This window comes from Kitasatospora sp. NPDC051170, assembly GCF_044455705.1.
In the GTDB taxonomy this organism is placed as follows: Bacteria; Actinomycetota; Actinomycetes; order Streptomycetales; family Streptomycetaceae; genus Kitasatospora.
Map to the genome: position 1 here is coordinate 45,353 of NZ_JBITFA010000015.1, position 21,458 is coordinate 66,810.

Sequence of the window (21,458 nt, forward strand, 5' to 3'; positions counted from 1 at the left end):
CGGCCGTCAGCGGCCGAAGTAGGAGTTGAAGTTCTTGGAGAACTCCTGCCCGCCGAAGCGGTCCCAGTTGATCGACCAGGTCATCAGCCCGCGCAGGTTCGGCTGCGCGCCCGAACGCGGGGTGTACGAGCCGCAGTTGGTCAGCTTGGTGAGGCAGTCCAGCGCCTTGTTCACCTCCGCCGGGGAGACGTAGCCGTTGCCCGCGTTGGTGGTGGCCGGCATGCCGATGGCGACCTTGGAGGCGGGCAGCGGCGGGAACACGTTGTTGACGTTCCCCGCGACCGGGAAGCCCTTGAGCAGCATGTCCGTCATCGCGACGTGGAAGTCGGCGCCGCCCATCGAGTGGTACTGGCCGTCCAGGCCCGTGATGGAGCCGGAGTTGTAGTCCTGGACGTGCAGCAGGGTGAGGTCGTCGCGCAGCGCGTGGATGACCGGCAGGTACGCCCCGGCGCGCGGGTCCTGGCCGCCCCAGGGGCCGGATCCGTAGTACTGGTAGCCGAGCTGGACGAAGAAGGTCTCCGGCGCCATGGTCAGCACGAAGCCCTGGCCGTACTTGGCCTTGAGGGTCTTCAGCGCCGAGATCAGGTTGACGATGACCGGGCTGGTCGGGTTCTTGAAGTCGTTGTCGCCGGTGTTGAGGGACAGCGAGTGGCCCTCGAAGTCGATGTCGAGGCCGTCCAGGCCCCACTTGTCGATGATCGCCGAGACGGAGCTGACGAAGGTGTCCCGGGCGGCGGTGGTGGTGAGCTGGACCTGGCCGTTCTGGCCGCCGATCGAGATCAGCACCTTCTTGCCCTGGGCGCGCTTGGCGGCGATGGCCGCCTTGAAGTCGGCGTCGGACTCGACGGTCGGGCACTCGGTGGCCGAGCAGCGGTTGAAGCGGATGTCGCCGGAGGTGACGGAGGTGGGCTCGCCGAAGGAGAGGTCGATGATGTCCCAGGAGTCGGGGACGTCGGCCATCCGGGTGTAGCCGGCGCCGTTGGCGAAGCTGGCGTGCAGGTAGCCGACGAGGGAGTGGCCGCCGGGGTTGCCGGTGGGGGTTCCGGTGGGCGTACCGGTCGGGGTGCCGGTCGCGGTGGGCGAGGCCGTCGCCGTCGCCGTCGCCGTCGCGGTCGGGGACGCCGTGGCGGTGGCGGTGGCCGTGACGGTCGGCGTCGGGGACGGGCTGGGCGCGCCCGGGCCGTCCAGGGAGACGTCGTCCGCGTAGTAGGTGCCCTGGCCGTACCAGCCGTGGGTGTAGACCGTGGCGCTGGTCTGGTTGGCGCCCGTGGTGAAGCTGACGCTGAGCTTCTGGTACGCCCCGCCGGTGCCGGGCGTCCAGGTGCTGGGGCCGCCGCCGTCGACGCCGAGGTAGACGTAGCTGCCGTTGACGTACGCGCTGAGCGTGTAGGTGGTGCTGGGGGCGACGGTGACGGTCTGGGAGCACTGGGCGGTGTCGCTGCCGCTCGCGGCGCCGGCCAGGGCGTGGCCGCCGCCGTGCACCGGGCCGGTGACGACGGTGCCGGTGTTTCCGGTGCAGCTCCAGGGGCCCAGCGAGCCGGACTCGAAGCCGCCGTTGACCAGGAACTCCCCGGCCGAGGCGGCGGGGGCCAGGCCCAGGGTGACGCCGACCAGGGTGGCGGCGGCGACGGCGGAGGCGGTGCCGGCGGCGATCGCGGCGCGGCGGTTCCTCGGGATCTCGGGAATGTTCTTGGACGGGTTTCTGCGCATGGGGGCGCTCCTGCGGTGGCGCGGTCGTGGGGGACGTCCGAGGGCACGCCGGAGCACGCGCCAGTGGGGGGAACGGCCCGGCCTGGCACCCAAGTTGGACTAGACCACTGAAGTGGATGCGACAGGACGGTGTCAATGGTCCAGACCGGTTACGGCGCCCGGGCCTCCCCTCGGCGCGGCGCCCCGGTTGCCGGTGGTGACACCCCGTCGAAGGATGGAGGGGTGACCGCGCCCGGCTACCTCCGCCACCCCCACCTGCACGGAAGCCTGCTCGCCTTCACCGCCGAGGACGACGTCTGGCTCGCCCCGCTCTCCCCGGACGGCGCGGGCACCGGCCGGGCCTGGCGCGTCACCTGCGACCGCACCCGCGTCGCCCACCCCCGCTTCTCCCCCGACGGCGCGACCCTCGCCTGGACCAGTTGGCTCGGCCCCACCCCCGAGGTCTGGACCGCCCCCGTCGAGGGCGGCGAATCCGCCCGCCTCAGCCACTGGGGCAGCCAGGACACCCGGGTGCGCGGCTGGCTCCCCGACGGCGAGGTCCTGGCCGTCACCTCCTACCACGAGCCCTTCGCCCACTACACCTGGGCGCACTCCCTGCCGCCCGACGGCTCCCCCGGCCACCGGATGCCCTGGGGCCCGGTCGGCGACGCCCAACTCGCCCGCGACCACACCGTGCTGCTCACCGGCACCGCCCCCCACGAACCCGCCGCCTGGAAGCGCTACCGCGGCGGCGCCACCGGCCGGCTCTGGGTCGACGGCTCACGGATCCTGCCCGACCACCCCGGCCACCTCGCCGCGCCCATGGTCGTCTCCGGCCGCATCGCCTTCCTCTCCGACCACGAGGGCATCGGCAACCTCTACTCCTGCCGCCCCGACGGCACCGACCTGCGCCGCCACACCGACCACGCCTCCTACTACGCCCGGCACGCCTCCACCGACGGCACCCGCGTCGTCTACCAGCACGCCGGCGACCTCTGGCTCCTCGACGGCCTCGACGCCCCCGCCCCGCACCGGCTGCACGTCCCCCTCGGCGGCGCCCGGGCCGGCCGCCGCCCGTACCGGGTCGGCGCCGCCTCCCAGGTCAAGGACCTCGCCTGCGACCAGACCGGCCGGGCCGGGGTGATCACCGTGCGCGGCAGCCAGTACTGGCTCACCCACCAGGACGGCCCCGCCCGCGCCCTCGCCGACACCCCCGGCGTGCGCACCCGGCTGCCCGTGATCCTCGGGCACACCGGCGAGGCCGCCTGGGTCACCGACGCGGAGGGCGCCGACGCGATCGAGGTCGTGCCGCTGCCCGGGAGGGAGTCGACCGCGGCGCACCACCGCCGGGTGCTCGCCGCCGGCCGGCTCGGCCGGGTCATCGAACTGACCGCCTCCCCCGACGGCGCCCACCTCGCCGCCGTCGCCTCCGACGGGCGGCTGCTGCTCGTCGCCGCCGGGGACGGCGCCGTACGGGAGGTCGCCTCCTCCGGCTACGGGCCCGTCGCCAGCGCCCGCTTCTCCCCCGACTCGCGCTGGATCACCTGGTCCCAGCCCGTCGCCGGGCGCTCCCTGCGGCGCATCCGGCTGACCAGGGTGGACGGGACCGGGCCGATCACCGAGGTCACCGACGGCCGGTTCGAGGACGAGCAGCCCGTGTTCACCCGGGACGGGCGCTACCTGGCCTTCCTGTCCTGGCGCGGCTTCGACCCCGTCCACGACGTCCACACCGGGGACCTCTCCTTCCCCGTCGGCTGCCGCCCCTACCTCGTCCCCCTCGCCGCCGACACGCCCTCCCCGTTCGCCGCCGCCCCGGAGGAAGCCGCCCCACGCGGCGACGGCGGCGGGGACGGCACCGTCCACGTCGACCCGGAGGACATCGGCGAACGGCTGCTGCCCTTCCCCGTCATCGCCTCCAAGTACTCCGCCACCGACGCCGTCCGCGGAGGCCTCCTCTGGCTGCGCTGGCCCATCGCCGGCACCCTCGGCCAGACCTTCGCCAACCCCGACGACACCTCCGGCCGCCCCTCCCTCGAACACTTCGACCTCGCCCGGGGCACCCGCACCACCCTCGTCGACCGGCTCGACGGGTACGCCGTCTCCGGGGACGGCGGGTCCGTCGCCGTCTACTCCGCCGGAACGTTACGGATCGTCCCCGTCGGGGCCGGGGGTGCGGGCACCTCCGTCGACCTGCGGCGGATCGTCCACACCGTGCACCCCGCCGCCGAATGGCGCCAGGCGTACCACGAGGCCGCCCGCATCGTCCGCGACCAGTTCTGGGACGAGCGGATGTCCGGCCTCGACTGGCCCGCCCTCGTCGCCCAGTACGAGCCGCTCCTCGACCGCGTCTGCACCCCCGACGACTTCGCCGACCTGCTGCGCGAACTCCTCGGCGAACTCGGCACCTCCCACGCCTACGTCACCCCCTCCCGCCGCGCCGAGGGCCCCACCTCCGGCAGCCACCCCCTCGGCCTGCTCGGCGCCAACGCCCACCGCGTCCCCGACGGCCGCTGGCTCGTCGACCGCGTCCTGCCCGGCGAGTCCTCCGACCCGCGCGCCCGCGCCCCGCTCGCCACCCAGGGCGTCCACGACGGCGACGAGATCGTCGAGATCGGCGGCCACCCGGTCGACCCCCGCCTCGGCCCCGGCCCGCTCCTCGCCGGCACCGGCGGCACCACCGTCGAACTCGCCCTGCGCACCGGCCCGGACGGCGCGCTGCGGCGGGTCACCATCACCCCGCTCACGGACGAGCGGCCCATCCGCTACCAGGACTGGGTCGCCAAACGGCGCCACCTCGTACGGGAGTTCAGCGACGGCCGGTGCGGATACCTGCACATCCCCGACCTCGGCGGCTCCGGCTGGGCCCAGTTCAACCGGGACCTGCGGCGCGAACTCGACAAGCCTGCTCTGGTGCTGGACGTACGGGGAAATGCGGGCGGAAACGTCTCGGAGCTGGTGCTCGAGAAGCTGACCCGGTCCGTGCTCGCCTGGGACTTCACCCGCGACCGGCAGCCCGTCCGCTGGCCCCGGCACGCGCTGCGCGGCCCGCTGGTCGCGCTCGCCGACGAGGCCACCAGCTCGGACGGGGACGTGGTCATCGCCGCGATCAAGCTGCTCGGGCTCGGGCCGGTCATCGGCACGCGGACGTGGGGCGGCGTCGTCGGCATGACCGGGCGGCACACCCTCGGGGACGGCACGCAGATCTCCGTACCGAAGAACGCCTCCTGGTTCGGCGGCGGGCTGGGGTGGTCCGTGGAGAACCGGGGCGTCGAGCCGGACGTCCACGTGCTGCGCGGCCCCGGCGACTGGGCGCGGAAGCGTTACCCGGACCTGCACGCCGCCGTACAGCTGGCGCTCGAGCTGCTAGAGGACACCCCGGCCGCGGAACCGCCGCCCGCGGACACGCCGAAGCCGGACCTGCGGCGGCCTCCCCTGCCGCCGCGGGCCCGGTAGCTGCTTCCAGTCCCTCTAGTCCCAGGGATCGCCTTCGGCGGTCATGTTCTCGGCGGCCCGGCGGTCCGCCTCGGTCTGCGCCTTCTGCTCGGCGGTGTCGCGGCTGCGCTCGATGTCGTTGCTGTACGCGTCGGCGGCCTCGTCGTGCGCGAGCGCGGCCCGCTCGGACGGGTTGACGGTCTCCTGCGCCTTGTGGCGGAACCGGTCGAAAATGCCCATGACCCCTCCTCCTGAGGACGGGATGTACGGGATGTGTCGGATTTCGGGGCTGCCCCCACTCTCACACCGGGTACGGGCGGGCGCACCTTGAGCCGCGGGGGTGAACACCCGCGCATTATTCGGTTAGGGGAAAAGGTTCGCCGCCGTTCCTCACCGTCCACCCCCCACCCGCCTGCCGGCGGGTGCCCGCCCCCGGGCTGAGCCGCGCGGGGCTGAGGCAACGCGAAGAGGTCCGGCACCCTGGAGTGCCGGACCTCTTCGACATGGAGCGCCAGGCCCGGGTTGCACGGACTCTTCCTACTGAAAGTAGGACGTGCTCTGGTAGCACCGCTGACGCCTGGCCAGGAGATTTCCTCCTGGCGACGAGGAAAAGAATACCAGCTCAACGCCCATGCTTCGAACGGGGCATCAGCTACCCCAGCCGGTTCGGCGGCCGCGTCGACCGGGGTCGGCGGCGGGAGACCATGGCGCGCTCGAGCCTGTCCGCCTCGTGTGCCAGCTCCGCGCGGAATGCCTCCCAGGTGGCTTCGCGGCACACCTCGCGGAGGTAGTGCTCCTCGGCGATCACCCGGCGCCGCTCGGGGCTGAGCCGGAGGATCAGCCAGGCGAGGAGCCACATCACGCGTCACCTACGGGGCGGGGGCGGCATCGGCGCCCGAGGACGGCCAGGGGCTCCTCGAAGGGCTGCTGCGCGAGGTAGGAGGCTGACCAGGCGACGCCCCACCGGCAGCAGTCCGGGCAGTTCCAGGTTCGCCCGGCCTCGTTGGCATCCCCTATGAAGTCGACCGCCGAGCCGCAGGGGCAGGCAGGAGGGCTGCTCATCGGTGGCTCCGGTCGAACCGCCGCCGGAGGATCGGCTCGGACGCGACGATGCCGGAGTTGAGGACGGCCCCGAACGCCACCAGGCACAGAGGAAGATCCGCTGGCCCGGAAAGCACCCAGAACGCGGCCGCCGCCGCTCCCCCGCTCAGCACCCCGATGACGCCCGTCGCGACCAGCACATCAGACCGGCGATTCACTCGATACCGCCAATACGCGACTTCGCCGGGATGACGACGAAGGCCAACGTCGGCCCGTCCGGGAGTGGCTGGAGAGCGGCGGGATCGACCGTCCACTCGATCCCGCCGCCGACAGGCCGCACGTAGGCGAGACCGCCCCGCGTGTCCATGTAAACGACAGATTGATTGCCCGTCAGATCCTTGACCACCTCACCGACCTGAGGCCGATAGGGCGTCCGGACGGTTGCCTTCTTGCGCGCCATGGAAGCGACTCCGCTCCGTAGTTCGACGACTACTCGGAGCGCCAACTTTCGTCTACGCTAGGAAGCTCTTCAACCTGTCAGTTGTGCTCGGGGAGAGGCAGTCGAAGCCATGAACAAGGTTGAGCTGGACCCTGATTCGTCCCCCGTCGCCAAGTTCGGCGCCCAGGTTCGTAGCGCAAGGGAGGCGAAGGGCTGGACCCAGGAGGAGCTGGCACTTGCCATTGGCTACTCCCCCACGCATATTTCGGCAGTCGAAACTGGTCGACGCCCTCCAACCGCTCGTCTGGCCCGCGAACTTGACAAGGCGTTCGGACTGGAGAACTTCTTCGTTCGCAAGTCGCGCGATCTCAAGTCGTCGACCATCCTCGAAGGCTTCCCGGAGTATGTCGCGTACGAGTCCAAGGCCGTGGAGCTGCGACTGTTCGATCTGGGCATCATCCCGGGTTTGCTTCAAACCCCCGCCTACGCACGGGCCATCGCAGCAGGAGCAGTCCGCCGAGGCAGCATCACGGAGGATCAAGCCGAGGAACGAGTCGCCTACCTCGCACGTCGGCAGGCGAACCTGCGCCGCGAGAACCCGCCGCAGATACACGCCATCCTGGACGAGAGCTGCCTCCGGCGACCTGTCGGCGGAAGCGCCACCATGGCCGCGCAACTCGATGCGCTCGTAGCGTTCGCCCGGATGCCCAACACCGTTCTGCAGGTGGCTCCGTACGCCATAGGAGAAGAGCGGACCTTTGACCTTCCGGTGAACATCCTCACCCTTCCGGACCGATCCTTGATGGCCTACGCCGAATCCGCGATTCAGGGACAGCTGGAACGGGACAGCGGCGCGGTACCGCCGATGCTCACGGCCTACTATCAGCTACAGGCCCTCGCGCACTCACAAGCCGTGTCCGTGGGTCTGATCGGCCAACTAGGAGAGGAACTGCCGTGACCGCCCAGCCTCAGTGGTTCAAGTCGTCGTACAGCAGCAACGGAGGCAACTGCATCGAGGTCGCGGGGAACCTGGTCGCATCCAACACGGTCCCCGTCCGGGACTCCAAGGACTCCGACGGCCCAGCCCTGACCTTCCCGGTCGACGCCTGGCACTCCTTCGTCACCGCTGTCCGCACGGGCGAGTTCGACATCCTCTGACGCGCCTCGAAAGGACATGTACGCCATGCATGACCCAACGAACGCCAAGTGGCGCAAGAGTAGTTACAGCGCCCAGGAAGGACAGTGCGTCGAGGTCGCCGACGGCTTCCCCGGCCTCGTCCCGGTACGAGACAGCAAGGACCCCAGCGGCCCGGCCCTCGTCTTCCCCGCCGACGCCTGGCAGTCCTTCGTCACCGCCATCCGCGCCAGCGAGTTCGGCCCAATCTGAGACCCCGCTCCGCACTAGCGAAACGTCCAGATCCTGGCCGCCTACCCGATGGTCACCGACACACACCCACCCAGATCCGCTCCAGGTTGGCGATGAGACTGTCGAACTCACATGCCACCGGTGGTCGCGCGGGAGTCGGGGCTACGAGGCGACCCAGCCCGGGAGGGTCGGCAACAGGGTTTCGGCGAGCCGGTTCAGGGTCGGGTCGTCGATGTCCGTAGCGTCCTCGCGGGAGACGACGAGCTCGAACGTCCGGCCGCCGGAAGCCTTGGCGTCCTGAGCGACGAGGATGTTCCGGGTGTCGGGCCCGGGCTTGGTGTCGGCCTTCCCGTTCTTCGCGGGAACGAAGGCGATCGTGCTGCTCGAATAGGTCGCGGCGGGGTGGCCGAGGACGGTCGCCTGCGCCGTGAGACCAGGCCGCATCTCGAACCTGTCGTCGACCGAGAAGGTGCTTTCCATCAGGGCGACCGCGACGTGCTGGAGGCGCACCTCCACCATCGGCTCCTTCCCGATCGCCATCGGCATCGGGTGCGCGACCACGACATGGTCGGTCGGCGTGCCCAGCAGCGCGGGCAGGTCGGGCCGGTTCAGCGCGGCGCAGACGCCCGCGTACCCCTGGGCGTCGGTCGGCCGGGGCGCTTCGCAGGCAACCGGCTTGGCCGTCTCGGCCTGATCAGACGGGCTGTCGAACTGTCCCGTCCCCCACAGCCCGGCCAGGATGGCACAGAGCAGCGCCGCTGCGACCGCAACCTTGACTCCTGCTCGGTCCTTGACCGGGTCGGTGCCCTGCTCGTTGTCCTGCTCGACGACGTTCTCGGCTTCCACGTCTGCCCCCCACTACGAAACGCGACTTTGATCCTAGCGTCCGTACTGGGCCTATGGCCTGCGGGTTTCTCGGCCGCCGCATCTCAGGTCAGCACCCATGGGGAGCCCGTGCCTGACGCTGTCGGGGATCTTGGCGATGGCGGTCGGCCATGCCCTCGACATCTCGGTCTTCAAGATCCCCGACCTCGTCACCCGCGATCAGCTCTGCGTCTCCTCGCGGCGTCCGACAGCGGCCGCACCGGGTATCAGGAGCAGCTTGCCGGTGGTACGCCGAGCCTCCAGATCACTGTGGGCCCGGGCGGCCTCGGACAATGCGTAGCGGCCCGTTACGGAGACCTCGAGCGCCTTGGAGCGCACCCACTCGAACACGTCGGCGGCCCGTCGGAGCAGTTCGAACCGATCGGCGATGTAGTCCCCGAGGCTGGGCCGGATCAGGGTCAGCGAACCGCCCTGGGCGAGCCGGATCGGATCGAACGGAGGCACGGCACCACTTGCCGCGCCGAAGAGCACAAGATGGCCGCGGGTTCGCAGGCTGGCGAGGCTCGCATCGAAGGTGTGCGCGCCGACGCCGTCGAAGACAACCGGCAGTCCCTGACCGCCGTTGAGCCGCCTCACCTCGGCTGCGAGATCGTCGACCGCGGAGGAGAGGATCACCTCGGCGGCCCCGGCACGCTTCGCCAGCTCGGCCTTCGCCGTGGTCGACGTCGTGCCGATCACCCTGCCGCCGAGATGGGTGATGAGCTGGGTCAGAAGCAGCCCCATGCCACCGGCAGCCGCATGCACGAGCACCGTGTCGCCCGCCTGAACCGGGTAGGCGTCCTTGACGAGATAGTGCGCGGTCATGCCTTGGAGGAGCACGGCGGCGGCCGTCTCGAAGTCGATGTCGTCGGGAAGCGGCACCAGCCGGGAGGAGTCCACGACGGCCCGCTCGGCATACGACCCGGGAGTCTCCACCCAACCGACCCGGTCCCCGACTGCGACGTCAGCGACGCCGGGTCCGACCTCGACGACCGTGCCGGCGCCCTCAGAGCCCGGGGTGAAGGGCAGCGGGAGGCTGTACCGGCCTTCACGGTAGTAGACGTCGAGGAAGTTGACCCCGGACGCGGCGACCTCCACGACCGCCTCGCCCGGCCCCGGCCGCGGCTGGTCCACCTCCGCCTCCCGCAGCACCTCGGGACCGCCCACTTCGTACACCTGAATCGCTCGCACTGGCCCTCCGATAACGGTTTCCCCCGCCAACCCCGTTGATGGCGATCCGATTCCCGGCAAGCAGACCAGCCCGCCGCCCCCGCCGAGAGCTGAGACGCCCGCTTACACCCCGGCGGCCCCTTGCGAGACACAAGGCGCCACCGAGACACGGGCGTCGGTGGCCAACTCCGATTCGGAGGTTCCCTCTCGGACGCGTTGCCAAGTGGTCGGCTCCGGAAGTCCTTCGGGGTTGACCCCGCCCGACGCCAAGCAAGCTCGGCGCACGGACGGCGGTCATCCCGCTCACCACTCTCACCGGTGGACCAGCGCCGACCTCAGCACAGAGCACGCTGGGTGACGCGTGATGCCGACAAGCGTGCTTCTACTCGGCCCTGTCGGGGACAGCTCCTTGGGCGTAGAAGGAGACGACGCCGCGCCACGGCGATGGGCCGCCCAGCGTTCGGTCAAGGTGCTCTTGTGACGGGTCGAGCGAGCGTCGGGCCGCGTTGACGAACTTCAGGTGTGCCTCCTCCAGCGCGCTGTGGATCGGCCGAAGCTCCTCAAGGTCGGTGGGCCGGCGACCATGGAACAGGATGGTGAAGTCCTCCACGACCTCGCAGAGCTCCACAGCCGCGGCGGCGGCCTCACGAGTTGCCACCAAGCTCAACGACTGCACTCCGGCATTGAACGGCCCCCAGATGTCAGAGGCAGGCTGGCGCTCCTCAAGGAACGCGCCGCGGAGCTCGGCTTCCACAGCGCCGAACGCCTGCAGAAACCTCTCGTAGGCGGCGGTCTGTGTCCCTTGCAGCCACTGACGGTTCTGGCCGCGTCGCCCGACGATCCCGCCTGCGATGACGCCCACGACGGTGGCCGCGACGCCACCTGCGGTGGATATCAGAAGGTCCCATGGGACAGCCAAATCAGTTCCCCCGCATGGTGGATGGTCCGTTCGAGCGAGCTCCGTGCTGACTGTAGAGCCCCATGGCCGCGCCGCACACGCCGAGCAGTGTGCGGGACGCCGTCGAAGGATGGTTCGCCCGCCCGACGAGCCGGCCGTTGGTCGCCTCCGACCTTCGCCCCGCAACCATCGCGAGGTCAACGGCGCACCAGAACGGACACCTCTCCTGGTGGCGTCCAGCAACTGTGCCCTTGGCAGCCGAGGTTCGGGCCGAGCCAGCCTCCGTGTCTGGTCTTGGGAGGGTGGAATCAAAGCGACAACCCAACATCGATCACACCGAGCAGGGATGATCGTGGTCAGGGAAGGGAGATCCGACGCCCATGCTTCGCCGTGCGGCGATGGGCTCGTCCAGATCCCCAAGAGCCGCGCTTCGGGAGGTAGTTCGTGCGCCTGGATGGTGACGCCTGGCAAGCCAGGTTCCGGGATTTCGCCACAGAGGCATGGCGCCTCGAAACCCTCCCCGCCTACAACGTGCCGCAGGAGATCTAGGAGTTGCGGGCCTTCCGGGCCGGTGAACGGATCGACCCGCATACCTGTCGAGGTACTCAGCAATGTGCTCAGGGCGGTACGGGGGAACGTGCTCGGCGTCGACGCGCGGGGAGAACCCCTTGGGTTGTGGCTCAGAGGAAGAAGAGAGACAAATCTTCCAGCGAGCCGGGTCCGGTGAAGAACCCCTCCGCGGTGGCCAGATCCTTCGCGAACCATGGCTCACGCTCGGCGAGCGCCTGGTCGAGATCCTGTCGTTGCTGTGGTGGTTGGTTGCGAGCCGCGACGTTGAGGTCGGTGATGGTTGCCAGCATCAGCTGCTGCCATCGCTCGCCCTGTTCGGCGAGCGCGTAGATGCCGGAAAGCAGGTCGGCCATGCCGATGGGTCGGGTGAGGGAGGAGGGCTCCCTGCCCACGACAGGATGGAGTTCCCAGCCCCCGGCTCGTGCTGCGAGCCGTAGCACGCCGGCCCAATTCCTGATGCGTCCGAGGCGCACGTACACCGACTCGTCGTCGTGCGGTGGCAGGTGGCCACCGTGCAGGGGATTGGTGGCCGCCTCCACGTCGGCCAGGATCCGGCGCTCCGTCCCGGTCAGTACCCACCGCCCCTCCTGCTGAGCTTCCAGAGCGGCGCTGGTCCAGTCCTCGGCCGCAGCCAGACGGGACGCAAAGTCCGCTGGGTCGTTGACGGGTGAAAGTGAGGGCTCGGTGATCACAGCAGTCAGTATCCGACGCCGCATCCCTACAGCACGAGAGCATCACTCACCCCTTTCGTCCGGGCACGTTCATCTGTACGGGACTGGGCATGTTCACCTGTACGCCGACAACACCCATTGATCCGCCACGAGAACGTGGGCCGCCTCCCGCTCCGCATGGCGGCGATCATCGGGAAGACGCCCGACGGTGCAGAACCTGCCGGACTTCTCGACGATGCTGCGAAGCTCTGGCAAATCAGAGCGACTACAAGCTTCGCGTCGAAGTCGCCCACGAAGCGCTGTTACTCGCGCAGGACTTTGATCAATCGTCAGCACTTCTGATTCTCGGTCACTCGCTCACGCCCCCGCACCTGGGCCTCGACCGACGGTGACAGGGCGCGGGTGTACAAGTCGGTGGAAGACTGAACGACGGCAAGGGAGGATCGCGGGGGCACCGCTCTTCTCTCGCTGTACGCTTCTCGAACTCATTGCGGTGTTCAGCGGTGTGGTGCCGTGCTACTGACGGATCGATGCTCGGCTTGGCCCTTCTGCTCCAAGCCGGAGAGGACGCGTGTGCCACTCACTCTTGAAGATCGCTTGGCCATCACCGAACTGGTCTCGTTGCATGGTCACCTTGTTGACGACGGAAGCCTCGACCGGTTGGAGGAGCTGTTCACGTCCGATGTTGTCTATGACCTCACCGACTTCGGCCAGGAGTCGTTGTCCGGGGTCGCGGCCATCAGAGAAGCGGCATACGCGCTGGGAGCCGCCAACCCGGTCGCGCATCACGTCACCAACATCGTTGTGACGGCATCGGCAGACGGCCGGGTGCAGGTCCGATCGAAGGGTCTGGGCATCAAGGCGGACGGCTCCTGCGGTTCCGTCTCCTACGACGACACCATCGTGCGCACTGCGGACGGCTGGCGGATCAGTCATCGCAAGGTGTCGGCACGGCGTACTCCCCTCGGCGGGATGACAAAGTCCGGCTGATCAGCCCTGTCCCACCTGGTGCTAGCGGGTGCGGGCAAGGTTGTGCAGGCGGGCGATCCCGAGCATCGCGTGGTAGACGCCATCGCCTTTGAGGCGACAGTCGCGAAGGATCCTCCAGGTCTTCACGCGGGAGGCTAGGCACGCGCCGGAGGCGGGTGGGGGTGGCTGGTGGGGAACGGCGGTGGACCTGCACAACAAGCGGATCCGACCTGCGACTCGTCGACTCGAGGCCGGGTACCGTCGCGGCATGACGAACCGTGAGTTCCTCGTGGTGACCACGACGCACGATGACGAGACCCGGGCACGGGAGCTGGCGTTGACGGTGGTCCGTGACCGCCTTGCCGCGTGTGCGCAGGTCTACCCCATCCAGTCCGTCTACTGGTGGGACGGCGAGGTTCAGGACTCCGCGGAGTGGCGGGTGGACTTCAAGACCCGGGTGGATCTCGCCGACCAACTGGCCGCGCGCATCGCCGAACTGCACACCTACGACACGCCGGAGATCATCGGCGTCACGGTGACCACCGGCTCGGCCGCCTACCTGGACTGGGTGACCGCAGAGACCCGGAGCTGACCGACGGCTGCGGACCGGGTCGCGCCGCAAGGCGAGGCCGGGGGCGGGCACCCGCCGACAGGCGGGTGGGGGGTGGACGGTGGGGAACGACGGTAGAGCTGCTCAACGCAGCGGATGATGCGCGGGTGTTCGGCGCGGGAATGCGGATGAGGTCCGGTGCCCCGAGGGGCACCGGACCTCATCCGGGTGTGGAGCGCCAGGCCCGGGTTGCACGGACTCTTCCTACTGAAAGTAGGACGTGCTCTGGTAGCACCGCTGACGCCTGGCGAGGGGGTTGATTCCCTCGCGACGAAGAGAAGATTACCAGCTCAACGACCGTGCACCGAACCAGCCCTGACCCAGCCCGCCTGGGAGAATCGTCCGATATGCCCGCTGCGGCGCGTATGAGCCAGCTCACGGAGCGGAGGTGCATAGCGCGGCAGCACCACCGCCCCGACGAACGCGCCTACGCCCGCAGGTCGGTGGGCCGAAGCCGGCGTCAGGCTTCGTCGGGGGTGGGGCCAAAGACGAGTTTCTTCAGTTCCTCGGTCGGGACGATGAGGATCGGGGTGATGCCGCGTTCGGCGACCCAGTGGGCTGCTTCGGCGACGGTGTGGGCGACCGTGACTGCGCCGTCGACGAAGCGGGCGATCGCCTCGCTGCTGACGGCGCCGTCGAGGTCGATGTCGAGGGGTGGGGGGTCGGTGGCGCTGCTGCTGTTGGCGCCCGCGTTGCCTTCCTGGGAGGTGCCTTGCGGGCCGGACATGCCGCCTTCGAATCCGCCTGCCGCTTCGGCGTCCTGGATCTGCTGGAGGACGTCGGGGGCGAGGACGAGGATGGGGCCTGCGGAGCCGTTGGTCTGGAGGAAGGCGCGGGCCTCGTCGGCCGTGGAAACGGTTGCTGTTGCCTGGGTCATCGCTACCCCTGGATGAGGTGTTTCCCCCTTCGTCCATGCTAGCCCGCGCGCAGGAAGTCGGCCGGGCCGACTTCCTGCGCGCAGCGTCATCAGGCCGGGTCGGGGAGGTCGGCCAGGGCGAGCTTGGCCGGGTCGACGACGGAGGTGATGGCGGTGATGCGACCGTCGGTGACGGTGAAGGCGATGACGGAGCGCGGGGTGCCGTCCTCGTTCCAGGAGATGATGCCGGGCAGGCCGTTGACGATGGCGGCGCGGCCGACGGCGGCGGCCGCGGCGCCCAGCTTGGCGCCGGTGGCGACCTTGGTGGCACCGAGGGTGACGACGGTGCCGGCGGGGGTTTCGGCGGTGAGCTTCACGTCGGGGTCGAGCACGCGCAGCAGGCCCTCGAAGTCCCCGCCGCGGGCGGCTGCCAGGAACGCCTGGACGACCTCGCGCTGCTCCCGGGAGACGGCGGTCGGCGGTGCCTCGGTGCCCCGCACCTTCTTGCGGGCGCGGCTGGCGAGCATCTTGGTGGCGTCGGTGGACTTGCCGAGGATCGTGCCGATCTCGTCGAAGGGCACCGCGAACAGGTCGTGCAGCACGAACGCCAGCCGCTCGTTGGGCCGCAGGGATTCGAGGACGACCAGCAGCGCCAGCCCGACGGAGTCGGCGAGCACCGCGTCCTCCTCCGGTGCGGGGCCGTCGTCGAAGGTCACGACCAGTTCGGACAGACCGGTGTCGAGGGACGCCTCGGGGCGGGTCTGGCGCGAGCGCAGCACGTCGAGGCTGATCCGGCCGACGACGGTGGTCAGCCAGCCGGCGAGGTTGTCGATGGCGTCCGCGTCCTGGCGGGAGAGGCGCAGCCACGCCTCCTGGACGACGTCCTCGGCGTCGGCGTGCGAGCCGAGCATGCGGAAGGCGACGGCGCGCAGCCGGTCGCGCTGGGCCTCGAACGCCTCGGCCGTCGGGTCCTCGAACATCTTGTTACCTTCCTCGGGGCTGCTCCGTCATGGGTGATGACGAACCCGAGCGGGTTCACGTAACCGACGGAGGAGCAGACCCATGGAACCGCGTATGAAGAGCATCGCCAGCCCCGAGGTGTCCGCCGGGATCGGCCAGCTGCTCAAGGCAGTTCACTCGGGCGGCGTCGACCCGCGGCTGCTGTCGATGATCCACCTGCGCGTCAGCCAGATCAACAGCTGTGCGCCCTGCGCCTACTCGGCGATCGCGTCCGCGAAGAAGGCCGGGGAGACGGACGAGCGACTGCACGCCGTCGCCACCTGGCGCGAGACGCCGTTCTTCACGGACGAGGAGCGGGCCGCGTTCGCGCTGGCGGAGGCCGCGACCCGCATCCAGGACAACGCCCCCGGGGTGACCGACCCGGTCTGGGACGCTGCGGCGGACCACTTCAGCGAGGCGCAGCTGGGCGCGATCATCCTGGAGATCGGGCTGACGAACATGTTCAACCGGATCAACCACACGACCCGGGAGCAGGCCGGCAAGACCTGGTGAGGCTGCACCCCGAAAGGGGCAGGGCATCTGGCTGATGCCCTGCCCCTGGTTCGATCACCGACGGCTACCTCAGCAGTTGGGGTAACCGTTGTAGGCGGTCCAGTAGTCCAGCGCCGCCCAGGTCTGCGAGCCGACCTCGCCGTCGACCTGGAGGTTCTTCATACACTGCTGGAACTCGACGACGCGGTTGTAGGTGTTCTGGCCGAACACCCCGTCGATGGTGAGCTGGGTGCGCCCGTTGGGGTTGAGCGAGTAGTTCAGCTCGCACTGGAGCGCCTTGACGGCGTCGCCGCTGGCGCCGGCCTTCAGCAGCGGCTCGCTGTTGCTCCAGCCGGAGCAGCGAGACGCCTCGGCACTGGCGGTGGTGGCGGTGGCGACGGTGCCGGCCAGGACCAGACCGGCGGTGGCCAGCCCGATGACGAGCTTGCGCATCGGTGTTTCCCTCCCGTTGGCCGCGCCTTACCCGTGGCGCGGCGTGTGCTTTGAACCTAGCCACCAACTGGACCGCCGTAGATGTCCAATTGAGCGCCGTAGCCTTGGTCCACTTGGCGCAGGCCCCAGCCCGGCGCGCTCAGCCGGGCAGGCGGGAGCGCAGAACGTCGATCTCGCAGCCGGGCGCGGCCGGGTCGAAGCCGTGCTCGGCCAGCCAGCGGACGACGATCAGGCTGCGGTAGGACCACCAGGCGCGGATCAGCTCGACATCGACCTCCGACCCGTAGCCGGCGAGCAGGTCGGGAAGGTGCTCCGGGTGACCGAGGGTGAGGACGGCGAGGTCGTAGTGCGCGTCGCCCGGCGCTGCCTCCGACCAGTCGATCACGCCCGTGACCTCCTCCCCGTCGACGAAGACGTGGTCGGGCTGCAGGTCACCGTGGGTGAACGCCGGGGTCCAGGGGCGCAGGACGGCCTCGGCGATCCGGCGGTTGACCGTCACCAGCTCCTCGGGCAGGACCTCGCCGGCGAGCAGCCACGCGCACTCGGCGTCGAGCCGCGCGGCCCGTGCCTCGACGCTCTGGCCGGGCCAGGGCGGCAGCGGCGCCTCGTGCAGCCTCCGTACGGCGGCGCCGGCCGCGGCCCAGGCGGCGGGTGAGGCGGGGGACGGCGAACCGTAGCGGCCGAGCGCCGTACCGGGCAGGGCGGCGAGGGCGAGGACGGGCGGGCGCCGCCACAGCACCTCGGGGGTCGGGACGGGCGCGAGCGCCATCGCCTCGGCCTCGGCGTCGGCCCGGGCCCGGTCGGCGTCGACCTTCAGGAACACATCGCCGACGCGCAGGGTGGCCCGCTCGCTGTGGGCGACGACGATCTCGACTTCACCGAGCTCGACTTCACCGAGCTCAACCTCACCGGTCTCAACTTCATTGTTCATGAGCACAGTTAAGGGCCCGGCCACCCGCCGAGGCGAGTGACCGGGCCCGAGCCGGAGCCGTCAGCCGGTGATGCTGGCCGCGCCCGTCTCCAGGTGGCCGGTGAAGCGCTGCGACCAGCTGCTGTCCCCGCTCACCGTCACGGTGAAGTCGTACCAGCCGTTGTTGTACGCCACCGCGTTGAAGTAGTCGGTGACGCTGCCGCCGGCCGGCACCTGGTACGTCCAGGGGCCGTCCGTCCGGTAGTTGTTCGACGCGATGGTGAACGTCACCGCCGTGCTGCCGGAGTTGGCGAGCTTGAAGTAGACGGCGAGCTTGCCCGTCCCCGGCTCCACGGCGTACGAGGCCGTCACCGCGGCGTTCTTGCCGGACTTCGTCGCGTCGCCCTTGAAGCGGCGCAGGAAGCGGTTGGGGCCGACGACCGTGAGGTCGTACGGTCCGCCGCCGAAGCCGGTGCCGCAGTTGAAGAAGTCGCTGGTGCTGCCGCCGGGGTCGACGGTGTACTGCCAGGGGCCGCCGCTGCGGTAGGCGTTGGCGTACGCGGCGAAGTGCGCCGACTTCTGGGCGGCGGCGCCGCCGTTGTCCATCCCGATCCAGACCTTCATCACCCCGGCCGAGCCGAACTCCAGGTGGTCGAGGTTGGCGTTCGGCTGGTACGGCACGGCGCGCGCCGGGCGGGTGCCCGACTCCTGGACGGGGAGCTGGTTGTTGACCGGCGCCGGGTTGGGCAGCGGGCCGCAGGCGGAGAGGCCGATGGTCTGGGAGGTGTCGGGCAGGGCCGGCAGGCCGTACACCGGGCTGGTGAAGTCGAACATGCCGGTGAGGTCGCCGCAGACGCGCCGGCGCCAGTCGCTGATGTTGACGCACTGGGCGGGGGTGCCGAGGGCGGTGGTCCAGGTCTCCAGGAAGCGCAGCACCGAAGTGTGGTCGTGCGTCTCGGAGTTGACCCAGCCGCCGCGGGTCCAGGGCGAGACGGCGATCATCGGGACGCGGAAGCCGAGCCCGATGTTGGCGCCGTTGACGAACTCGCCGGGGGTGCCGGCCGGGGCCGCGGGCGGCGGGACGTGGTCGAAGAAGCCGTCGTTCTCGTCGTAGTTGACGAACAGGACGGAGGAGTTGAAGACGTTCGGGTCCGCGTTCAGCGCGTCGATCACGTTGTGGACGAAGTGCGCGCCGTCGGCCGGGGTGGCGTACGGGTGCTCGGAGGAGCCCTGGTCGGGGACGATCCAGGAGACCTTGGGCAGGGTGCCGGCGAGGACGTCGGCCTTGATGGCGGCGACGATGTCGTCGGGGGTCCTGCCGGTGACGGCGGGCACGGAGCCCATGCCCTTGACCGCCAGGGCGCTGCCGGCGGGGGCGCCCGCGAAGGCGCTGAAGTAGGCCAGCGCGTTGTCGCCGTAGTTGTCGGAGGCGTTCTGGTAGACCTTCCAGCTGACGCCCGCCGTCTCCAGGGCCTCGGCGTAGGTCTGCCAGCGCAGGCCCTTCTCGTCGCCGCCGTCGTACGCCGGGCCGCCCGCGGTGCCGGCCGGGTCGATCTGGCCGGACCAGTGGTAGGTGCGGTTGGGGCCGGTCGCGCTGAGCACGGAGCAGTGGTAGGCGTCGCAGATGGTCCAGTTCTCGGCGAGCGCGTAGTGGAACGGGATGTCCTGGCGGGTGAGGAAGCCGAGGGTGCGCACGTTGCCCTTGGCGGCGACCCAGGAGTCCATCTTGCCGCTGTTCCACGCCCTGTGCTGGTCGCTCCAGCCGTGGGCGAGGTCGCCGTTGCACTGGGCGAGGCGCTCGGGGTCGGCGCCGCCGGCGGGCTTGGTCTGGCTGAACTGCCACGGGTACTGGCGGCCCAGGCCGTTGGGCTGGTTGAAGACGCTGTAGCCGTTGGCGATCTGGATGGCGCTGCGGTCCGCGAAGCCGCGCACGCCCTTCAGCATGCCGAAGTAGTGGTCGAAGCTGCGGTTCTCCTGCATGAGGATCACCACGTGCTGCACGTCGGTGATGGTGCCGGTCGTGGTCAGCGCGGTGGTGGAGGCGGGCGCGGCCACATTGCCGGTGGCGGCCCCGGCAGGCCCGGCGGCGCCGGTGCCGGCGATCGCGAGGCCGGCCGCGGCGGCGCCGGACAGCGTGACGAACTTCCTACGACTCAACTCGGCCATCAGCCCAGTCCGTCCCTTCGCTGGCGATGTTGTGTACACAAGTCGGGGCTTGGATCGCGCAGCAGTCTCCACCGCGGCCTCGGCGGCCCACCAGATGCCCGCGGCAGGGTTGGCGGACTGTTCGCCCGGCCGTCACCGAGCGACGCCGGGCTGAACGAGGAACGGAGGAAGGGAGGGGGTCCCGCGTCAGCGGTCCTTGACCTCGATGCCGAGCGCGTGGGCGAACTGCGGCGCCAGCTCCATCAGTTGGAGTGAGCTGATGACCGCCCCGCGCAGCCCCTCGTGGCCGTCGGCCAGGCCCAGCCGGGAGGCCCCGCGCAGGTCGACCTTGCTCAGTCTGGCCCCGCGCAGCCGGACCTCCTCCAGCGTCGAACCGGGGAAGGACACCTCGGTCAGCTTGGCCTCGCCGAAGTCCACGTCGCGCAGCAGGCAGTCCTCGAACACCACGTCCCGCAGCACGGCGGCACGCAGGTTGACGGCTTCCAGTTTGCAGCCGCGCAGCACCACCCGGCGCAGCGCCGAGCCGTACGCGGAGATCCCGGCCAGCACCCCGCCGACGATCGCGCCGTCCTGCCACTCGCTGTCGCTCAGGTCGCAGGCGACCCAGCGGCCGGCCTGTACCCAGACCTCGTTGAACCGGGCCTGGCGCAGCTTGACGCCGCTGAGCGCGACGCCGGTGAAGGCGCACTCCAGGAAGGAGGCGCCGGAGGCGGACTCGTCGGTGTGCTCACCGCCCTCGAAGTGCACGGTGTCGTAGCGCTCGTCGCTGCGCAGCGGCCCGGCGTGGGGGCGCAGGAGGTCGGCGTACGGCAGGTCGGCGAGCTGCTCGGGGACGGGACGGGGCATGGCGGCGGCACCTTTCGGACGGGTCTCGCCCGCATGTTCGCACGCACCGCCGACAACGCCCCGGAGCGGCGGGGCTCCGGGGCGTTGCGGTCACGAGGAAGTGGCTAGGGCCTCTCTTTCGGATGTTGTCGGGTCAGCGGGCGGCGTTGGGGTGCGTGCATCGGCGGTGCCGAGGAGGGAGTCCATGCGGAGCATTGGCGACTGACGAGAAGCCGTCGAGGTGCGTGCCCCGGCGGCGACCGCCCGGCAAGATCCGAAAGAGAGGCCCTTAACCACGGGCCCACAGGGAGTTCACCCGGCTGCGCTCCGCGCTGTTCGGGTACGGGTTGGTGCAGCTGGTGCCGGGGCCGCCGCCGGACATCAGCTCGCTGCACGGGCCGGAGTAGTGGTCCGGCAGGCCCAGCACGTGCCCGGTCTCGTGGGCGGTGACGCGGACGGAGTTGTACTGCCGGTTCTGCTGGTAGTCGAGGAAGATGTAGCCGCGCCCGTGGCCGTCGGTGCTGGCGTAGGAGCCGCGGCTGTCGTTGCCCTCGTAGTACTTGAAGTCGCCGCCGGAGCCGGACCTGAGCTTGACGTTGCTCACCGAGCTGTTCCAGATCTGCGCGGACTGGGCGATCTGGTTGCGGAAGGTGGGCGCCGAGCTTGCGTCGTAGGTGACGGTGACGACGGCCAGGCCCGGGTTGGCGGCCTGCTTGGCCTTGGCGGAGGCCATCACGGCCTTGAAGAACGCCTCGTTGTTCGCCGCCTCGGTGGCCGAACCGGCGTATTCCGTAGCCGAGTTGGCCGAGGCGGTGTACCCCTGGACGGTGGGGGCGGGCGCGGCCGAGGCGGCGGTGGCGGGAAGGACCGCGAGGCCGGCGGCGAGGGCCAGACCGAGGGTCGCGGACAGCAGGGAACGCTTCATGTGGGGGCTCCGATTCCGGTGGCGCCGCGGCCGGTTGGGGTCGGCCGGTGGGGTGGCGCCTGGTGAACGGTGGGTGTCCCCAGAGCTTCGGGCAGTCCGGCGCGCGAGCGGAT

22 protein-coding genes and 2 pseudogenes are annotated in these 21,458 nt (G+C 70.3%); 8 read left to right on the forward strand and 16 right to left on the reverse strand.

Annotated features, from left to right (window positions below; translation table 11 throughout):
- Positions 1–6: 6 nt before the first annotated feature.
- Positions 7–1,710: a chitinase gene (locus ACIBCA_RS27885; RefSeq protein ID WP_396285762.1), complete on the reverse strand. Its 1,704-nt coding sequence runs from the start codon at positions 1,708–1,710 to the stop codon at positions 7–9.
- A gap of 222 nt (positions 1,711–1,932) precedes the next feature.
- Between ACIBCA_RS27885 and ACIBCA_RS27890 the strand changes: the two genes are divergently transcribed.
- A complete protein-coding gene (locus tag ACIBCA_RS27890; protein ID WP_396285763.1) occupies positions 1,933–5,142 on the forward strand; it encodes a S41 family peptidase in 3,210 nt (1,069 codons plus the stop codon).
- 15 nt (positions 5,143–5,157) lie between these two features.
- Here ACIBCA_RS27890 and ACIBCA_RS27895 read toward each other — a convergent pair whose 3' ends face one another.
- The 3 genes from ACIBCA_RS27895 to ACIBCA_RS27905 all read right to left on the reverse strand — a co-directional run bounded on the left by ACIBCA_RS27895 (position 5,158) and on the right by ACIBCA_RS27905 (position 6,622).
- Entirely contained in the window at positions 5,158–5,361 is a 204-nt protein-coding gene (locus ACIBCA_RS27895; protein ID WP_396285764.1) for a hypothetical protein, read from the reverse strand.
- 412 nt (positions 5,362–5,773) lie between these two features.
- Positions 5,774–5,980, reverse strand: coding sequence for a hypothetical protein (locus tag ACIBCA_RS27900; protein WP_396285765.1), 207 nt, complete (start codon positions 5,978–5,980; stop codon positions 5,774–5,776).
- Positions 5,981–6,376: 396 nt separating this feature from the next.
- A complete protein-coding gene (locus ACIBCA_RS27905; protein ID WP_396285766.1) occupies positions 6,377–6,622 on the reverse strand; it encodes a hypothetical protein in 246 nt (81 codons plus the stop codon).
- A 109-nt stretch (positions 6,623–6,731) separates the two neighbouring features.
- Here ACIBCA_RS27905 and ACIBCA_RS27910 point away from each other — a divergent pair, with 109 nt between their 5' ends.
- The 3 genes from ACIBCA_RS27910 to ACIBCA_RS27920 are packed head-to-tail and all read left to right on the forward strand — an operon-like array spanning position 6,732 to position 7,988.
- Complete coding sequence (locus tag ACIBCA_RS27910; RefSeq protein WP_396285767.1) at positions 6,732–7,559, forward strand: Scr1 family TA system antitoxin-like transcriptional regulator; 828 nt, start codon at positions 6,732–6,734, stop codon at positions 7,557–7,559.
- On the forward strand, positions 7,556–7,759 hold the full coding sequence (locus ACIBCA_RS27915) for a DUF397 domain-containing protein (protein ID WP_396285768.1): 204 nt from the start codon (positions 7,556–7,558) through the stop codon (positions 7,757–7,759). The genes ACIBCA_RS27910 and ACIBCA_RS27915 overlap by 4 nt, the downstream gene beginning before the upstream one ends.
- A gap of 16 nt (positions 7,760–7,775) precedes the next feature.
- Positions 7,776–7,988 (forward strand): DUF397 domain-containing protein, encoded by a 213-nt coding sequence (locus ACIBCA_RS27920; RefSeq protein ID WP_396285769.1) that lies wholly within the window; start codon positions 7,776–7,778, stop codon positions 7,986–7,988.
- A 141-nt stretch (positions 7,989–8,129) separates the two neighbouring features.
- Here the strand turns inward: ACIBCA_RS27920 and ACIBCA_RS27925 are convergent, their stop codons facing one another.
- The 3 genes from ACIBCA_RS27925 to ACIBCA_RS27935 form a co-directional block, all read right to left on the reverse strand.
- Complete coding sequence (locus ACIBCA_RS27925; RefSeq protein ID WP_396285770.1) at positions 8,130–8,813, reverse strand: DUF6215 domain-containing protein; 684 nt, start codon at positions 8,811–8,813, stop codon at positions 8,130–8,132.
- A gap of 198 nt (positions 8,814–9,011) precedes the next feature.
- Entirely contained in the window at positions 9,012–10,022 is a 1,011-nt protein-coding gene (locus tag ACIBCA_RS27930; RefSeq protein WP_396285771.1) for a quinone oxidoreductase family protein, read from the reverse strand.
- 361 nt (positions 10,023–10,383) lie between these two features.
- Positions 10,384–10,863, reverse strand: a complete 480-nt coding sequence (locus tag ACIBCA_RS27935; protein WP_396285772.1) for a hypothetical protein — start codon at positions 10,861–10,863, stop codon at positions 10,384–10,386.
- A gap of 480 nt (positions 10,864–11,343) precedes the next feature.
- Between ACIBCA_RS27935 and ACIBCA_RS27940 the strand changes: the two are divergent.
- Positions 11,344–11,445 (forward strand): annotated as a pseudogene (locus ACIBCA_RS27940) (DUF6879 family protein); the annotation flags it as partial.
- 134 nt (positions 11,446–11,579) lie between these two features.
- Here ACIBCA_RS27940 and ACIBCA_RS27945 read toward each other — a convergent pair.
- On the reverse strand, positions 11,580–12,161 hold the full coding sequence (locus tag ACIBCA_RS27945) for a hypothetical protein (RefSeq protein WP_396285773.1): 582 nt from the start codon (positions 12,159–12,161) through the stop codon (positions 11,580–11,582).
- Positions 12,162–12,737: 576 nt separating this feature from the next.
- Here ACIBCA_RS27945 and ACIBCA_RS27950 point away from each other — a divergent pair.
- Complete coding sequence (locus ACIBCA_RS27950; protein WP_396285774.1) at positions 12,738–13,130, forward strand: nuclear transport factor 2 family protein; 393 nt, start codon at positions 12,738–12,740, stop codon at positions 13,128–13,130.
- 21 nt (positions 13,131–13,151) lie between these two features.
- Here the strand turns inward: ACIBCA_RS27950 and ACIBCA_RS27955 are convergent.
- A pseudogene (locus ACIBCA_RS27955) lies at positions 13,152–13,262 on the reverse strand (IS5/IS1182 family transposase); the annotation flags it as partial.
- Positions 13,263–13,377: 115 nt separating this feature from the next.
- Between ACIBCA_RS27955 and cutA the strand changes: the two are divergent.
- A complete protein-coding gene (cutA, locus tag ACIBCA_RS27960) occupies positions 13,378–13,701 on the forward strand; it encodes a divalent-cation tolerance protein CutA (RefSeq protein ID WP_396285775.1) in 324 nt (107 codons plus the stop codon).
- Between the two features lie 478 nt (positions 13,702–14,179).
- On the opposite strand, the gene ACIBCA_RS27965 is transcribed toward cutA, so the two are convergent.
- Together ACIBCA_RS27965 and ACIBCA_RS27970 are read right to left on the reverse strand one after the other, a co-directional pair.
- On the reverse strand, positions 14,180–14,596 hold the full coding sequence (locus tag ACIBCA_RS27965) for a hypothetical protein (protein WP_396285776.1): 417 nt from the start codon (positions 14,594–14,596) through the stop codon (positions 14,180–14,182).
- Between the two features lie 89 nt (positions 14,597–14,685).
- Positions 14,686–15,555 carry a sigma-70 family RNA polymerase sigma factor gene (locus ACIBCA_RS27970; RefSeq protein WP_396285777.1) on the reverse strand — a complete coding sequence of 290 codons (870 nt, stop codon included), beginning with the start codon at positions 15,553–15,555 and terminating at the stop codon, positions 14,686–14,688.
- Between the two features lie 82 nt (positions 15,556–15,637).
- On the opposite strand from ACIBCA_RS27970, the gene ACIBCA_RS27975 reads away from it, so the two are divergent.
- Positions 15,638–16,087, forward strand: coding sequence for a carboxymuconolactone decarboxylase family protein (locus ACIBCA_RS27975; RefSeq protein ID WP_396285778.1), 450 nt, complete (start codon positions 15,638–15,640; stop codon positions 16,085–16,087).
- A 69-nt stretch (positions 16,088–16,156) separates the two neighbouring features.
- On the opposite strand, the gene ACIBCA_RS27980 is transcribed toward ACIBCA_RS27975, so the two are convergent.
- From ACIBCA_RS27980 to snpA, 5 genes are all read right to left on the reverse strand, one after another.
- Positions 16,157–16,519, reverse strand: a complete 363-nt coding sequence (locus tag ACIBCA_RS27980) for a peptidoglycan-binding protein (RefSeq protein WP_396285779.1) — start codon at positions 16,517–16,519, stop codon at positions 16,157–16,159.
- 139 nt (positions 16,520–16,658) lie between these two features.
- Entirely contained in the window at positions 16,659–17,450 is a 792-nt protein-coding gene (locus tag ACIBCA_RS27985) for a phosphotransferase family protein (protein ID WP_396285780.1), read from the reverse strand.
- Between the two features lie 60 nt (positions 17,451–17,510).
- A complete protein-coding gene (locus tag ACIBCA_RS27990) occupies positions 17,511–19,595 on the reverse strand; it encodes a phosphocholine-specific phospholipase C (RefSeq protein ID WP_396285781.1) in 2,085 nt (694 codons plus the stop codon).
- A 186-nt stretch (positions 19,596–19,781) separates the two neighbouring features.
- Positions 19,782–20,441 (reverse strand): pentapeptide repeat-containing protein, encoded by a 660-nt coding sequence (locus tag ACIBCA_RS27995; protein ID WP_396285782.1) that lies wholly within the window; start codon positions 20,439–20,441, stop codon positions 19,782–19,784.
- Between the two features lie 268 nt (positions 20,442–20,709).
- Positions 20,710–21,345, reverse strand: coding sequence for a snapalysin (gene snpA, locus ACIBCA_RS28000; RefSeq protein ID WP_396285783.1), 636 nt, complete (start codon positions 21,343–21,345; stop codon positions 20,710–20,712).
- Positions 21,346–21,458: the final 113 nt, after the last annotated feature.